Raw genomic sequence first — 15,345 nt, forward strand, 5'->3', positions numbered from 1 at the left:
GAGCATCTATTACTATCCTTTGTCCCGGAGAATATCTACCGGATATTATGAAATTTTTAATCCTGTCCAAGACCTCATCCTTTAAGGATCTTCTTTCTATCGCCAAGGTTATCACCATCCTATATTATATCGTACACAATATATAATTTATTATACGCAATATCTCTCCTTCTATCAACTCTTGACTTGGAAATATAATAAATGAGATGGTAAAAATGTAAGATCCAATATGGAAGAACATAGCTTTTCCCTATAAAGAAAGTAAACTTTCATTTCTTCCTATAAAGCTCCTTATAGATCCTATAGGCAGCTATGACCTTTTTAACGTAGTTTCTCGTCTCCCTATAGGGTATCATTTCCATCCACTCTTCCCAGCTCTTGGCTTTTATCTTACTGATCCATCTTGAAACGTTTCCACCTCCAGCATTATAAGCAGCTAAAGCCAAATAGAGATTATTCTTGTATTTTCTCATAAAACCCGCAAGATGCACTATCCCAAGTTTTATGTTAACGTAGGGGGAAAAAAGTGCATTTCTATCCTTAACACCAAGACTCCTGGCAGTAAACGGCATGATTTGCATGAGACCTACAGCTCCTGCCCAGGAAACCGCGCGGGGATTGAATTTACTTTCCTGATGTATAACGGAGAGAACAAGTAGGGGATCTACCTTTTCCCTTTTAGAAATCTTGACTATATAACTAAAATAGTTTGTGAGAGGATAAGCTCTTCTCCATACATCTCTATCTCTCCAACCGGAAAGTATTAAGTATGTAGCATAGGCCACAGATGAGTGATAGTTAAACATCTTTTCTGAAACGATTGATAAAAATAGTTTTCTCGAAGGAGTGGGTATCCCATTGAGAAGGTTTCCTCTAATGAAGGCAAACTCCCAGAAGCCAGCCTTAAGGAGCTTTCTTGAAAGAGCATCCTTAGGAAGAGAGGGTTTTCTCCGGTTAAGAGAGATGCCGTATTTTCTAACAGTGTAATACTCCAGTGGAAACGATAGGGATAGAACACGCCTGGCTTTTAATCGAGAATAGAGTCCTTTCTTCATAAGATAGTATATAACCCTCGCACAGATGGGATCACCAGCATGATACTTTAGAATAATTCTCCATTCGCTTAATGCATCTCTATATTTCCCAGAGATATAACGTCTCCATCCCTCAAGCCATGAAACGCGAAGGGCCCATTTAGAGCGAGGAAACTCCTTTAAAAGGAGACGTTTATATCTTGAATCATGCGTGAGGTAATAAAGATAAAAGAGAATCAAATCCTCATGCTTTTTTTTCTTCAAAATAGATCTAAGCAAAGAATAAGCCTTTTTCTTAGCATTTATGCTTTCCGAAAGAGCAACATACCTTCTAACTAAGGTTTCCCAGATTACTCCTCTCTTAAGAAGCGCACCATAAAGCCTGAAAGCATCCCTTCTTCTTCCTAATCTCTCAAGCGTGATAGCTTCCCAGAAAAGCTTTCTCGATCTTTTAAAATAGCGCAAAGCTATCTTATACTCTCCTCTAAGATAGTAAGCTCTACCAGCTCTGTAAAGAACTTCTTTTCCGGGAGATCTCAGGTAAGGAAGGAGCCTTAAAAGCAGATCATTAGCATCTTTATCCCTTGGATAATCGCTCAATATGGAAAGAATCCATTCAGAAGCCTTTTTATAGCTTCTTTTCCTAAAGGATATAAGAGCGAGCCTGTATCGAGCAACCTTTCTTATATACGCTGTTCCGAGCTCAAGGGAAAGCAGATAGAAACCATAGGCCCTTTCCAGCTTCCCCAAGTTCTCATAGATCTGAGCAATTCTGTAAGGCAGGACTGCCTTAATCTCTATAGGAAGTTTCTCTCTTGATCTCCAGAGTTCCTTAAAGTAAGATAATGCTGTAGTATAGTCTTTCCCATTCATGTAAATAAGTCCCAAGTAGAATTTGACGTGGGGAGAAAGCATCTCACTTTGAGGAAGACACTCGGCATAAAGCTCCTTTGCCTCTTTGAGCTTTCCTTCTCTTCTATATGAATTTGCCTTCAAAAGCTTTTCTATTACGCTCTCTGCCGATAAAGAAACCTGAGGAAGCGAGGTGATAAAAACTGATATACATAGGAACATCAGGATGGTTTTACAAAGGGTGGAAGGACATCTACTACCCATCGGATCTCCCCCCAAATGACTGGTTTGAGTTTTATGCTAAAGATTTTAACACAGTTGAGATAAACTCAACTTTCTACAGAGGGGCAAAAAAGAGCAATTTAAAAAGATGGAAAAAGAAAGCCCCAGAAGGCTTTGTTTTTACTCTCAAAGCTTTCAGAGGCATCACTCACCTGAAAAAACTTAAGAACACCCGGGAGGATGTTGAAAACTTTCTCAACGAAGCATCCGTTCTTGAGAAAAACCTCGGTTCCATTCTGTTTCAGCTTCCCCCCTCTTTAAAATGCTCACCGGAGCTCTTAAAAGAGTTCATAGATGAGCTTCCTTCCGGATTTAGATTTGCGTTTGAGTTCAGGCACAAGAGCTGGTTTGAGAGCAAAGAAATCGAGGAAATATTGAGAGAGAAAAACTGCGCGTTCGTCATCGTAAGTGCTCCCAAGCTTCCGGAAACCGTAAAAATAACTGCGGATTGGGCTTACATAAGATTTCACGGCAAAGATAAGTGGTATGATTACCTTTACTCAGAGGAAGAGATGGAAAGATGGGCTTCTCTCATAAACGAGATAAAAGGGAACCTCAAAAATATCTTTATTTATTTCAACAACGATACGCACGCATACGCTATCCAGAACGCAAAGCTTTTAAGAAAATTAGTTAATCCCGCAGATTGAACAGGTTCCAGAGGAGCAGGTACCACAAGAACCTTTCTTTCTCAAGGAATCTCCCTCAAGGAGAACGAGCGTCCTGCTCCCGCACTTGGGGCAGCGAACCTCACCTTTCTCATGCTGAAATATCTCTCCACACGAAATACACTTAAACCTCCTCACTGCCCTCCACCTCCTTAGCAAAATCAAGAACTTTCTTCATAATCTTAGGATGAAGATTTATCCCTGCGTGAAAAGGAATCACAATCCTTCTATTTCCTTTTCTATATATCCTATGACTCCCCTTAGATCTAACCATTTTGAAACCCACTTTTAAAAGCAAACTTTCAGCCTCATGAGCTGTCAACCTTGGAAGCTTAGGCAACCTGAACCTCCATATCCAAGGTTTTTACCTCTCTAAGCAGTATCTCTTTTCTCTCTTCCTCTGAAAGAGTTTCCCAATAAAGCTCTATAGCTTCCTTTATATTAGATAAAGCCTCCTCAAGAGTTTTTCCCTGCGTTTGACATCCATCCAAAAGAGGGCAGTAAGCATAATATCCATGCTCATCCCTCTCCACTACCACATTAAACCTAAGCTTCCTCACCGTCCTCCACCTCCTTAAGAAGCCTTTCCAAATCAGCTTTTTCGAATATATATTTCTTCCCACAAAATTTACATTCTACTTCTCCCCTGCCATCCTTTAACATTCTTAATATTTCCTCTTTTCCAAGCGCCACTATGGTTTCTTCAGCTTTCTCCTTGCTACAGGTACATCTAAACTCAACCTTCTGGGTACCGAGCCAGTTCGGCTTGGCTCCTCTACCCAAAAGCTCCTCAACGATTTCCTCAGGTGTCATCCCCTCATCGAGCTTTCTACTCACTGAGCCAAGCTTACCAAAAGAGCTTTCAAGATGGGAGACGAATTCCTCATCTACTCCTGGCATCAGTTGAATTATGACTCCACCGGCTGAGGCTATCAATCTCTCTGGATCAACCAGAACGCCAAGAGCCACTGCCGATGGTATCTGTTCTGAAACTCTGTAATAATTGGCTACATCAAGGGCTATTCCACCGCTTATAAGAGGAACCTTCGTCATGTAGGGTTCCCTTAGCCCGTAATCTTTTACAACAATGAGCTCTCCTCTTCCAACGGCTTTCTCAACATCGATCTTGCCTTTCTCATTCACGGGAAGCTCAACCCTCGGATTTTTAACATATCCCCTCACCCCGCCTTGGGTATCCGCGTCAGCGATAAGTCCCCCAAGAGGCCCATCGCAAACTACCTGAAGGGTTAGTCTTCCCCTTTCCACCTTCATATCCCACCCCATCATAACTGCAGCACACATAAGTCTCCCCAGCGCAGCTATGGCAGTGGGAGAAGCATCCTGAAGCTCTCTGACTTTAAGAAGAGTATTCGTTATTCTTGATGCCATTATCCTAACCTTTCCTTCTAAGGCAACGCCCCTAACCATATAGTCTCCTTTCAAATTCTCTCTAAACCTCCTTATCTCAATGGATTATGGCAGGCAACCAAATGTCCGGGTGATACCTCAGCGAGAGCAGGCTCCTCCCTCGAACAAATTGGAGAAGCCAACGGACATCTCGGATGAAAACGGCATCCGGAAGGAGGATTTATTGGATTTGGAACCTCACCGGGAGGAAGAAACCTATCCCACTTAACTTTGGGATCGGGAAACGGAACGGCAGAAAGAAGAGCTTTTGTATAGGGATGCTTTGGAGATGTATAAATGCTTCTCAAATTGCCCAATTCAACAAGCTTTCCCAGGTACATTACCGCTATTCTATCACATATATACTTCGCAGTTGCTAAATCATGAGTTATAAACAGATAAGTAAGATTAAATTCCTTTTTGAGTTCTATCATAAGCTCAAGAAGCTTAGCCCTAACCGAGACATCAAGCATAGCAACCGCCTCATCCGCGACCACGAACTTAGGACGAAGTATAAGAGCCCGAGCTATGACCGCTCTCTGCCTCTGCCCACCAGAAAGCTCATGAGGATACTTCTCATAAAAGCTTTCCGGCGGAACGAGACCCATCCTATCGAGCATCTTGAGAACCTCTCTTTTCTGCTCCTTTTCAGTCCCTATGCCGTGTATCACAAGGGGATGCCTTATAGCTTCTCCTATTTTCATATGGGGATTTAAAGAAGCCATGGGATCCTGAAAAACTACCTGGAAATTCCTTCTCTTCCTTCTCAGTTCTTCTCCTGAAAGCGAGGTTATATCCTCCCCATCAAAGAACACTTTACCCTCCGTAGGATCAAGCAGTCTTAAAACGAGCCTGCCAACCGTCGTCTTACCGCTCCCAGATTCTCCAACCAAACCCAGCGTTTCACCGCGGGCTATTTCAAAGGAAATACCATCAACGGCACGCAGGAATCTCTTCTCGCGAGTAAAAAGCTCCTCTATAAAACTCTTTTTAACCGGAAAATACTTTTTCAGATTTTCAACCTTCAGTAATGCCTCCATTCTCATCATCACCTATATTTCCAGCATTTTACATACCTGTCCTTGCTTATTCTGACGACATGAGGATTCCTCGACTTGCAAATATCCATCGCCTCAAAGCACCTCGGATAGAAACGACACCCTCTCGGCGGATCAAGCAAATTCGGAGGAGAGCCATCAAGAGAATGAAGCTCAAGATCATCAAGATCAATCGTTGGAACCGCTCCAAGAAGCGCACTAGTATAAGGATGAAGGGGTGCGGAAAAAAGCTCATCGGTTGGAGCAATTTCTACTATTTCACCAGCATACATCACCATTATTTTTTTAGCCATTTGGGCAACAACTCCGAGATCATGAGTTATAAGTATTATGGTCACGCCGAACTTCTCCCTCACCGAAGCTATAAGATCCAGAATCTGAGCCTGAACTATTACATCGAGAGAAGTCGTGGGCTCATCTGCTATAAGAAGCTTTGGATTTAAAACCAGAGCCAGCGCTATCATTACCCTCTGTCTCTGTCCGCCAGAAAGCTCGAAAGCATAGGATTCCAGCCTGCTTGAAGGGATACCAACCGCTTCAAGCACATTGGCTGACATCTCAAGCGCCTTTTCCTCGGGAACATCAAGATGCGTTCTTATCGTTTCTATAAAATGATCCTTTATCTTCATCACCGGATTTAAACTCGTCATGGGGTCCTGAAAAATCATCGATATTTCCTTTCCCCTTATCTTCCTTAGCTCCTCTTCCGAGAGCTTGACTAAGTCTCGCCCATTAAAAATCAAGCTTCCCTCTATTCTGGATCCCGGGGGAAGAAGCCTAAGGAAACTAATCCCTAAGGTAGACTTCCCGCAACCCGATTCTCCAACAAGCCCAACTATATCTCCTTCCTCGACCTGAAAGCTAACGCCATCAACCGCCCATAAAATTTTCCCTTCAACTCTATATCCAACCTTTAAATCCTTAGCCTCAAGCAGTATCCCCATTTTCCCTAACTACCTCTCCTTAAGCTTGGGATTGAACCTTTCTTGCAAGCCCTCCCCAAGAAGGCTGAAACCCAAGGTAATTAAAACAATCATCAAACCGGGATAAAAGACCATCCACCAGTTATTCTGGAGCAAAAATCTCTGACCATTGGAGAGATCAAAACCCCAGTCAGGCGTAGGGGGAGGTATTCCAAGTCCCAGAAAGCTTAAGCCAGCTTCCGTAAGAATGGCATCTGCTATATTCATCGAAAGTATCACGAGTATGGTAGGGACAACTCCTCTAAAGATATATTTCCTTAAAATTACCCCATCTGTCGCCCCTAAAGCCCTTGCAGCCTCAACATAAAGCTCCGCTTTTATCGAGTTAACCTGATTTCTAACAACTCTAAAATAAGTAGGCACATATATTGTTGCTATAGAAACGGATATGTTTATTATTCCAGGACCAAGCATAGCTGCTATCGCTATAGCAAGGATCAAACCGGGAAAAGAGTATATGGAATCCATAATCATAGTCAATATCCTGTCAAAGGCTCCACCTTTATATCCAGAGAAAAGTCCTAACGGTATACCTATAAAGGCTGCCAGAAGTGTGGCAAGAACAGCAACCGTAAGCGCTATTCTAGTCCCCCATATAACTCTACTAAAAACATCTCTACCAAAGTTGTCCGTGCCCATAATGAACTTGGAAGTCGGAGGGGAAAACGAAGGTCCAACCGGCTTTATAGGATCGTAAGGAGCTATAAGAGGAGCAAAGAAGAAAAACATGAGAAAAACCAGAAGTATAATTCCACCTATAAGGAGAGCTATACCCCCATGCCCCTTAACTATCTTACGTAAAATAGAGTGAAGCGCCCTGAACTCCAACTTTAAAATCCCTCCTAATACCTTATCCGCGGGTCGACATAGGCACATATTATATCAACCAGAAGTCCCACGAAAGCAACAAGCACTGCATAAAATACTATTACTCCCTGCACAGCCATAAAGTCTCTATATCTTACCCTCATTATCAAGAAGGTTCCTATACCAGGCCAAGAAAATGTCGTCTCCGTTAAAACCGCTCCTGCAAGAAGAAGGGCAAATTCAAGCCCCAGCATCGTTAAAACCGGTATCAAAGCATTCTTGAGAGCATGTCTGTAAAAAACGCTTCTTTCTGCTATTCCCCTTGCTCTTGCAGCCCTTATGAAGTCCATCCTTAAAACCTCAAGCATGTTTCCTCTAACGAGCCTAACAAAAACGCTTGAAAGCACAAGGCCCAGAGTTACAGACGGAAGAACGAGATGCTTAAAGGCATCCCAAAAAGCCTCCCAGTCCCAGGTAAGAATACCGTCTATGAGAAAAAGTCCCGTTATGTGATCTGGCTCCATCAAAGGAGATATCCTTCCAGAAACGGGAAGAATTCCAAGCTTAATTCCAAATATAAGCTGCATCATAAGCCCAAGCCAAAAAACTGGCACCGCGTAAATCACTATGGCGTAGCTTCTTGAAACTGAATCCCAAAAGCTTCCCCATCTCTTGGCGGATTCCACTCCAAGCACCAATCCTATAAGAAACGCTACAAACATGGAACAAATCGTTAATTCCAAAGTCGCAGGAAATCTTTCAAAAATTTCCTTTATGACCGGTCTGCGCGTTAGCATAGATTTACCAAAATCCCCTTTCACGAGATTAAATATATAGTCAAAATACTGTACTAATAGGGGCTTATTCAACCCCAGCTTTTCTCTTATCTCAGCTACCTGTTGAGGAGAAGCCTTGGGGCCCAAAAGGGCGCTCACCGGATCACCGGGAAGAACGCGTAAAATAAAAAAAACGAACGTCAGAAGAATTAGAACCATTGGAATCATGAGCAGTAATCTCGCTATAACGTAATAACGCAATGACGCCAAACCTTACACCCCCAAATCATCTTTTAAGGGGAGACTCTCTCCGCAAAGAGGGAGCCTCCCCATCCAGTCATCTGGACTTCTGCACAAAGATCACTTATGAATGAGATAGTACCTAAATATCTGAGTAGGCTCAAGGAGAATGCCTTTTACGTTAGGTTTAGCCACACAATACTGTTTAGCCTGCCACAGAGGAATATAAGGCGCTTCCTCAGCAAGAAGTTTCTGGGCCTCCTCATAAACCTTAGCACGCTCGCTTTGATCAGAAAGCTGACGTGCCTTCAAGAGAAACTCATCCATTTTAGGATTGGAATAGAAACTCCCTAAGCTCGGGCTTCCGGAAGAATGCAGGAAAGGCCACATATAATCGTCAGGATCAAGATAGTCAGGATACCATCCCAGTAGGAAGAAACCGAGATTACCCTTAAGGAAGTAGTCAACATAGGTAGCCCATTCAGCGTACTTAATATTTACCTTTATAACACCTGTGGCCTCAAGCATAAGCTTCAGCATCTGGGCAACATCGGCTTCCGTAGAACCATAGTGGGTCGGAGTATACCAGAGATCTACCTCAAGCGGATGATCCTTATCATAACCTGCTTTCTTAAGAAGCTCTACGGCTTTCTTCATATCATGCTTTGGTAGAGCATCTATGTGTCCCCACATTCCCATGGGGATCATGCTGTAAAGAGGAACTGCTGTATCCCTGAAGACTCTCTTTGTTATGAGGGACCTATTAATAGCATAAGCTATTGCTTTTCTAATTATTACCTTGTTGAACGGATCTTTCTTTGCATTAAACACAATATACCTTATAACCGGACTATTCCCCTCATAAACCTTAAGCTTGCCTTCCTTTTTTATCGCAATAATGTCCTCCGGATTAAGCGTTCTATATGCCACATCTACTTCTCCCTTTTCTACAGCCATTCGCAAGCTCTGAGCGCTCTGATAAAATCTTATAACGACCAGCTTCGCTTTAGGTGGAGACCCATACCAATCGGGATTAGCCTCTAAAACGAGCTCTACATCCCTTGTCCATTTCTTAATTTTATAAGGACCTATACCAACAGCAACATCACTAAACTCCTTATCATTATAAGCTTTGGGACTCACCGGAAAGGCAACCGTAAAGGCTAAAACTGACAGGAACGGAGCATAAGGATATTTCAGCGTAATCTTGACGGTATAGTCATCAACCACCTCAACTTTCTTCACAACTTCGGTCAGAAGGAAGGCAGGATCTCCCTTAAGCTTAAATACCCTGTCGATCGAGAACTTAACTGCCTGAGCGTTAAAAGGCGTGCCATCGGAAAACTTTAATCCTTTACGCAAGTAGAAAGTATAAACCTTCCCATCCTTGCTTATCTTCCACCTCTCAGCCAGCGCGGGAACGATATTAGCTGTGCCTGGCTTATAATCTACAAGCCCGGACATAACATTTTGTAAGATATTACAGGAAAGATAGTCATAAGCCTTAGCAGGATCCAGTGAAACTATTTTATCTGTTGTGCCTATTACCACAAAGCTCTTTGCCCTCGCTAAAGCGATCCCAGACAGAAGCGCCACACTAAGCGAGACAACCAATCCTATGATTAACCACTTTCGCATTAACCCACACACCTCCTTTTCTTTTTTAAAAAATTATATCACATAAGCGAATGGCTCAAAAGCTCTTTCGCCATCAGATTGTGTTTATGTATAATTTCCCCTAAATCGATATCTTTTAAGACACCATCCTCCACCAGAATTCTCCCATTCACTAAACTCATATCCACACTTTTGGTATCGCAAAGCAGAATCGCTCCCAATGGATCATCAACCGCCCCCGCATGCTCGAGATCATTAAGATTAAAAACTATTAAATCCGCTCCTTTACCCACCTCAAGACTACCTATCTCCTTCTCCATCCTCAAAACCCTCGCTCCTCCAATTGTCCCCATAAGAAGCACCTCTCTAACGGTCAAAGCATCCGCTCCATACCTAACTCTCTGAAGAAGCATGGCGTTTCTGAGCTCGTAGATGAAATTATTCGTGTCGTTGCTTGCGCTTCCATCAAGGGCGATCCCCATCTTAAGCTTATCTTTCATCTCAGCAACCCTCGCTATCCCAGAACCAAGCCTCATGTTTGAGCTCGGGCAGTGAGCCATTCCAACATCAGCCTTAACAAGCTTTTCTATATCCGAATCGCTTAAGTGTATGAGATGAGCGAACCAAACTCTATTATTTAGCCATCCCAGCTCTTCCATATATTCAACCGGTCTCTTACCAAATTTCTCAAGGCAATACCTTTCCTCATCAAGAGTCTCAGCGAGATGCGTGTGAAGAAGGAGATCCTCTTCCTCAGCCATCTTCAAGGTCTCTTTCATAAGCTCGGGAGTAACCGAAAAAGGTGAACACGGAGCTAACGCAACTCTTAAAGTGGAGAGAAAACCCGGATCGTGATACTTAGAAACAAGTTTCTCACAATGCCTTAAAATTCTCTCTTCCTTCTGAACAACTTCCCTCGGAGGAAGCCCTCCCTCCTCACGCGAGAGGCTCATGCTTCCTCTCGTCGCCAAGAATCGGATTCCCATTTCCTTAACGGCTTCTATTTGAGCATCAAATACCTCCTCGCGATTCGAGGGGACGAGATAGAGATGATCCGTAGAAGTCGTAACGCCTGAAAGAAGCATCTCCGCTATCGCAACCTTCGTGCTTATATAGATCATCTCGGGAGTTATATTCTTCCATATCTCGTATAGAAATTTAAGCCATTCAAATAGAGGAAGATCCTGCGCTCCTTTAACTGCCCTTGTTAGAGCCTGGAAGAAATGATGGTGGGTGTTCACGAAGCCTGGAAGGAGAACTTTCCCTCTTCCATCCACAACCCTGTCGTAATCACCAGAAGGAGGATCCCCTTTACCCAGACTCTCTATCCTGTTCCCCGAAGTTATGAGATAGCCTCCTCTTATCTCCCCATACTTAAGGCTTGCCGTAAAAATAAGGTCAAAGTCCTTGAAGAGAATTCTCATTCCTCTACTCTGAACCTCCTCATGACGTAATCGAATATCTCCTTAGCCCTTTCCATGTAATCCGAACCCGTCATCTGAATTCTGAAATCGGCGTCTTGAGGCTCCTCAAATATATCACCCACGCCAGTCATGTCTTTTATCTCGCCCTTTAGCGCTCTCTTGTAAAACCCTTTTATATCCCTCCCCATACATACATCCAATGGAGTATTAACATAGACCAGAACGAATCTATCCCTTCCGATTATACTCCTCGCAAGTTCCCTCGCGCTGTTATATGGGCTGACATAAGCACATATGGCAATACCACCATGCCTGACTATCTCACCGGCAAGAACGCTTGCCCTCCTTATGTTCTCCATTCTGTCTTCCCTTGAGAAACCGAGATCGTTTGAAATCCATCTTCTCGTCTCATCTCCATCGAATGCTGTAACATATATCCCCTCTCTTAAGAAAAGATATCTTAAAGCTTCAAGAAGGGTGCTCTTACCGGAAGCCGGAAGACCCGTTATCCATATGCAAAATCCCTTAAGCTTTCTCCTTTGAGAATCTATTATCACCTGAGCAACTTCTTTTCTCATCATCCACTCGGGAGGAATTCTACCCTTGCTTAAATATTCTCGTCTTAATGTCTTGCCGGAAATCGCGTAATACTTTTTACCGTCAGGTATCTCATCTATCTCACAGTATCTATCTTCATCGGGCAGATAAACAAGCTCTTTTGAATACACTCCTTTTATCCCAAGTTCTTCCTCATGTTTCTTAAAAAGCTCCTGCGCCTCATACGGATCGTAAAACGGCTTTCCCTTCGAATCGAACCCGGGGCTCGCGTGATCTCTTCCAACTATAAAATGAGTTGCACCATAGTTCCTTCTTATTATCCCATGCCATAGAGCCTCTCTCGGTCCAGCAAGTCTCATAGCGAGGGGAAGAAGAGCGAAGAGATGATCGTAATTTCTAAAGTATTTCCCAAGCAAAACCTCATAAGTCCTTATCCTCACGAAGCTATCCACATCCCCAAAGTTGGTCATTCCAACCGATGGATGAAAAAGGAGCATCCCGCCTCCCCGGCTCAAAGCTCTTTTTATAACCTCCTCGTGCCCCCTGTGAAGCGGATTTCTCGTCTGAAAAGCTATAACCTTCTGAGGGTTTTTAGCCTCAAGGGCACATCTTGTCTCATCTGGATAGAGGGGAAGCCCGGAAAATACATAAAAGTCTATTGGAAGCGAAAGAGCCTTAAGCTCACCGGATATGTAATACCTGCCTCTAAAGCCCATTTCGAGAACCATAGGGTGTCTAAAATCCAGCGTTCCATAAACCATTTTACACTCCTCATTTTTGTCATACTCGTATATCTCCTCTACCTTCATAACCGCGAGAATCTCGTTCTTCCTCCCAACGAGAGCAACCTCCGAATCAAGCGAAATACCATCCAAGCTTCTTAAGGGAAGATTCACGGGAATCGGAAAGAGAGTTCCATCCTTAAGGCGCATGTTTTGAAGCACGCTCTCATAATCCTCTTTTCCCATAAACCTCTCCAGAGGAGAAAATGCCCCCTTAACCAAAAGGGCAAAATCATAAAGGCTCCTTCCAAGAAGCGGAACCTTGGGAAGAGAAACCGCCTTCTCAAAAAGCCTTCTCTTCTCATCCTCATCCTTGACCATAAGATCAACAAGCTTCCCTTTATACGGAGAATTGATCATAAGAAAAACCTCCTCCCCACACAGTAATATTCAAGTCCAAAAGACAAAACATATTTCGGTTCATATATGTTTCTGCCATCAAAGAGCATAGGAGTCAAAAGAAGCTCCCTTATCTTCGAGAGATCCGCCTGCTTAAACTCATCCCATTCGGTAAGTATAACAAGCGCATGAGCTCCCTCCAAAGCAGAATAAGGGTCATCAAAATACCTCACCTTTTCATTCTCAGGAAAAACCTTCTTAAAGTTCTCCATTGCCTTGGGATCATAAAGTCTCAATCGAACTCCTTCGGCTAAAAGAAGAGGAACGAGTCTCAAAGAGGGAGCTTCCCTTATATCATCCGTATTCGGCTTAAAGGATAGCCCCCAGATGGCTATTTCCTTCTCCTTTAAAACCCACATAACACTCTTTATTTTCTTAAAAAATCGCTCAACCCTGGACTCGTTTATCCTCTGAACCTCCTTAAGAAGAGAAAAATCGACATGATGCTCCTCCGCTATCTTGATAAAAGCTCTAACATCCTTAGGAAGACAAGAGCCTCCATACCCTATACCGGCCCCCAGAAAAGCTTTTCCTATTCTCTTATCCATGCCCATCCCCTCAGCGACCATCTTCACATCCGCTCCGACCGCTTCGCAAAAATCAGCTATCATGTTTATGAAAGATATCTTGGTAGCGAGGAAGGAATTCGAGGCGTGCTTTATTATTTCCGCCGTGTTTATATCCGTAACCAGGATTGGTGCATCTATTCCAGAGTATATTTCTCGCAGAATTCTTTCAGCACGCTCGCTTTCAACCCCTATGACGATCCTATCCGGGTGAAAAAAGTCATAAAGGGCGCTTCCCTCCCTCAAAAATTCCGGATTTGAAGCCACATCATATCTCCTTCCTTTGCCTCCGTAAAGCTCTATAGTCCTTTTGATCCACTGAGCAGTCTTAACAGGGACGGTGCTCTTCTTCACAATCAATTTGTAATCATCTATAATATCCGCTATTCCCCGCGCTACCTCCTCAACCTGAGACAGATCCGCGCTCCCGTCTTCCCTTGAAGGGGTTCCAACACAGATGAATATAACTTGAGCCCATTTACCCGCTTCTTGAAGGTCACCGGTAAAACTCAAATTTCCACCCGAAAGGTGCTTATCCAGAAGCTCCTCAAGTCCAGGTTCATATATTGGGGATTTCCCCTCCATAAGGCTTTTAAGCTTTTTCCTATCCTTTTCAACACACACGACTTTATGCCCAAGCTCAGCGAAACCACACGCTGAAACCAGTCCAACATATCCAGCTCCCACAACAGCTATCTTATAAGAGGACATCTCCTACCCCTCCCCATTCAGTTCCTTTAATATCTCTTCCACTACCCTCAGAAGATGAAATCCTCATAGCACATTCCCGTTACATAGTCTAAGATAGCTCTCCCCAATTCCAGAATATCAAGTAGATACAGTTTGATTTTTCTCTTAGACATAGATGACTTCCTTTCGAACTTGCGGTCTAATCGCAGGCTTTAAAGCTGTCTCAAGTCCTACATCGATCTTAACACCAAGCTCTTTTTCCAGATATCTTTTAAAACCCAAAAGATTATGTATATTCTTCCTGTCCCTCGCCATATCCACAATGATATCTATATCACTCTCTCTCGTTTCTTCTCCTCTCACATAACTCCCAAACACTCCTATCTTCTTTATTCCATATGCTGTATAAAAGAAAGCCTTTTTCCTCCTAAGAAACGCCAGCAATTCCTCCTTCGAAATCTTCTTACGACCCATCCTCCTCTACCCCTCCTTGACCTGAAAGAGGATGGCATATCCTTCCTTGACATCTATAATTACCTCTTTTCCCAACGGCTCGTTGCTTATCCCGATCGGGTTTTCAAGAGAAAATGTAAGATCATCAAGTTTCCATTTAAGCCCCTCAGAGCGTGAGAAAATCACCTTTGAAGTTAAGGGAAGAAGGGAAATTTTCTCGCCAGATATTTCCATCCTATTTTCTCCTTCTTTAAGAATAATTGCTTCATATCGCTCGTTTACAAGCTTAGCCCTCACACCCCTCTTCAACGCGAGATAGAGAAGATGAATATTTGCTATGTTATGATCCATTCTATCCCCAAGACCACCTATTATTATCACCTCGGAGGGAGAGAATCTCAGCGCTTCAAGAAGAGCAAGATGAGAATCAGTATAATCCTTATCTCTCGGAAAACGAACGATCTTAACACCAGCGCCTTCGAAATAAAGCAACGCTTCTGCTGAAATCGAATCCATATCGCCGATCAAAATGTCAGGTTTTACCCCCCAAGCGTATAGATAGTTTCCTCCGCCGTCGGCACATATTATAAGATCTGCCCCCTCAAGCAATGACTTATAGAACTTCTCGTTTTTATAATCTCCATAGGTAAAAATCTATATTTTCAAGCTCTCTCCACTCCTACCTTAGAATTTCCCTCAGCTCCTCCTCGCTTTTTAGGATATCCCTTGGCTTACCCCCTCCCTTGGAA

The 15,345-nt window shown here is 43.2% G+C and carries 14 protein-coding genes and 1 pseudogene; 1 reads left to right on the forward strand and 14 read right to left on the reverse strand.

Features of this window, described 5'->3' with window-relative positions; translation table 11 throughout:
* Nucleotides 1-269: 269 nt before the first annotated feature.
* A complete protein-coding gene (locus tag J7M13_01730) occupies nt 270-2,150 on the reverse strand; it encodes a lytic transglycosylase domain-containing protein (protein MCD6362710.1) in 1,881 nt (626 codons plus the stop codon).
* Between J7M13_01730 and J7M13_01735 the strand changes: the two genes are divergently transcribed.
* On the forward strand, nt 2,090-2,818 hold the full coding sequence (locus tag J7M13_01735; protein ID MCD6362711.1) for a DUF72 domain-containing protein: 729 nt from the start codon (nt 2,090-2,092) through the stop codon (nt 2,816-2,818). The two genes, J7M13_01730 and J7M13_01735, sit on opposite strands and share 61 nt — an antisense overlap.
* 142 nt (nt 2,819-2,960) lie before the next feature.
* On the opposite strand, the gene J7M13_01740 is transcribed toward J7M13_01735, so the two are convergent.
* The 13 genes and pseudogenes from J7M13_01740 to J7M13_01800 all read right to left on the reverse strand — a co-directional run bounded on the left by J7M13_01740 (nt 2,961) and on the right by J7M13_01800 (nt 15,205).
* Complete coding sequence (locus J7M13_01740; GenBank protein MCD6362712.1) at nt 2,961-3,176, reverse strand: type II toxin-antitoxin system HicA family toxin; 216 nt, start codon at nt 3,174-3,176, stop codon at nt 2,961-2,963.
* Nucleotides 3,169-3,396 (reverse strand): type II toxin-antitoxin system HicB family antitoxin, encoded by a 228-nt coding sequence (locus tag J7M13_01745; protein MCD6362713.1) that lies wholly within the window; start codon nt 3,394-3,396, stop codon nt 3,169-3,171. The genes J7M13_01740 and J7M13_01745 overlap by 8 nt, the downstream gene beginning before the upstream one ends.
* Entirely contained in the window at nt 3,383-4,279 is an 897-nt protein-coding gene (gene hslO, locus J7M13_01750) for an Hsp33 family molecular chaperone HslO (protein ID MCD6362714.1), read from the reverse strand. Before hslO ends, J7M13_01745 begins: the two co-directional genes overlap by 14 nt.
* Nucleotides 4,280-4,296: 17 nt before the next feature.
* Nucleotides 4,297-5,283 (reverse strand): ABC transporter ATP-binding protein, encoded by a 987-nt coding sequence (locus J7M13_01755; protein ID MCD6362715.1) that lies wholly within the window; start codon nt 5,281-5,283, stop codon nt 4,297-4,299.
* Nucleotides 5,261-6,245: pseudogene (locus J7M13_01760) on the reverse strand (ABC transporter ATP-binding protein). Before J7M13_01760 ends, J7M13_01755 begins: the two are co-directional and overlap by 23 nt.
* Before the next feature lie 9 nt (nt 6,246-6,254).
* On the reverse strand, nt 6,255-7,160 hold the full coding sequence (locus tag J7M13_01765) for an ABC transporter permease (protein MCD6362716.1): 906 nt from the start codon (nt 7,158-7,160) through the stop codon (nt 6,255-6,257).
* Complete coding sequence (locus tag J7M13_01770; protein MCD6362717.1) at nt 7,127-8,095, reverse strand: ABC transporter permease; 969 nt, start codon at nt 8,093-8,095, stop codon at nt 7,127-7,129. The genes J7M13_01765 and J7M13_01770 overlap by 34 nt, the downstream gene beginning before the upstream one ends.
* Nucleotides 8,096-8,227: 132 nt before the next feature.
* On the reverse strand, nt 8,228-9,745 hold the full coding sequence (locus J7M13_01775) for a peptide ABC transporter substrate-binding protein (protein ID MCD6362718.1): 1,518 nt from the start codon (nt 9,743-9,745) through the stop codon (nt 8,228-8,230).
* 38 nt (nt 9,746-9,783) lie between these two features.
* Nucleotides 9,784-11,148 (reverse strand): 8-oxoguanine deaminase, encoded by a 1,365-nt coding sequence (locus tag J7M13_01780; protein ID MCD6362719.1) that lies wholly within the window; start codon nt 11,146-11,148, stop codon nt 9,784-9,786.
* Nucleotides 11,145-12,848, reverse strand: a complete 1,704-nt coding sequence (gene sat, locus J7M13_01785) for a sulfate adenylyltransferase (GenBank protein MCD6362720.1) — start codon at nt 12,846-12,848, stop codon at nt 11,145-11,147. Before sat ends, J7M13_01780 begins: the two co-directional genes overlap by 4 nt.
* The gene (locus tag J7M13_01790; protein ID MCD6362721.1) at nt 12,845-14,164 is read right to left on the reverse strand and encodes a UDP-glucose/GDP-mannose dehydrogenase family protein; all 1,320 of its coding nucleotides are present in this window, start codon (nt 14,162-14,164) and stop codon (nt 12,845-12,847) included. Before J7M13_01790 ends, sat begins: the two co-directional genes overlap by 4 nt.
* Nucleotides 14,165-14,308: 144 nt before the next feature.
* The gene (locus J7M13_01795) at nt 14,309-14,617 is read right to left on the reverse strand and encodes a nucleotidyltransferase family protein (protein MCD6362722.1); all 309 of its coding nucleotides are present in this window, start codon (nt 14,615-14,617) and stop codon (nt 14,309-14,311) included.
* Between the two features lie 6 nt (nt 14,618-14,623).
* Complete coding sequence (locus tag J7M13_01800) at nt 14,624-15,205, reverse strand: thiamine diphosphokinase (GenBank protein ID MCD6362723.1); 582 nt, start codon at nt 15,203-15,205, stop codon at nt 14,624-14,626.
* Between the last annotated feature and the right edge of the window lie 140 nt (nt 15,206-15,345).

It is taken from the genome of Synergistota bacterium (assembly GCA_021159885.1).
In the GTDB taxonomy this organism is placed as follows: domain Bacteria; phylum Synergistota; class GBS-1; order GBS-1; family GBS-1; genus AUK310.

Bases quoted from the DNA above. Each gene is read 5' to 3' on its own strand.
- J7M13_01795 (MCD6362722.1), bottom strand. From the start codon at position 14,617: ATGGGTCGTAAGAAGATTTCGAAGGAGGAATTGCTGGCGTTTCTTAGG.
- J7M13_01730 (MCD6362710.1), bottom strand. From the start codon at position 2,150: ATGGGTAGTAGATGTCCTTCCACCCTTTGTAAAACCATCCTGATGTTC.
- J7M13_01765 (MCD6362716.1), bottom strand. From the start codon at position 7,160: ATGTGCCTATGTCGACCCGCGGATAAGGTATTAGGAGGGATTTTAAAG.
- J7M13_01755 (MCD6362715.1), bottom strand. From the start codon at position 5,283: ATGGAGGCATTACTGAAGGTTGAAAATCTGAAAAAGTATTTTCCGGTT.
- sat (MCD6362720.1), bottom strand. From the start codon at position 12,848: ATGATCAATTCTCCGTATAAAGGGAAGCTTGTTGATCTTATGGTCAAG.
- J7M13_01780 (MCD6362719.1), bottom strand. From the start codon at position 11,148: ATGAGAATTCTCTTCAAGGACTTTGACCTTATTTTTACGGCAAGCCTT.
- J7M13_01790 (MCD6362721.1), bottom strand. From the start codon at position 14,164: ATGTCCTCTTATAAGATAGCTGTTGTGGGAGCTGGATATGTTGGACTG.
- J7M13_01775 (MCD6362718.1), bottom strand. From the start codon at position 9,745: ATGCGAAAGTGGTTAATCATAGGATTGGTTGTCTCGCTTAGTGTGGCG.
- J7M13_01770 (MCD6362717.1), bottom strand. From the start codon at position 8,095: ATGATTCCAATGGTTCTAATTCTTCTGACGTTCGTTTTTTTTATTTTA.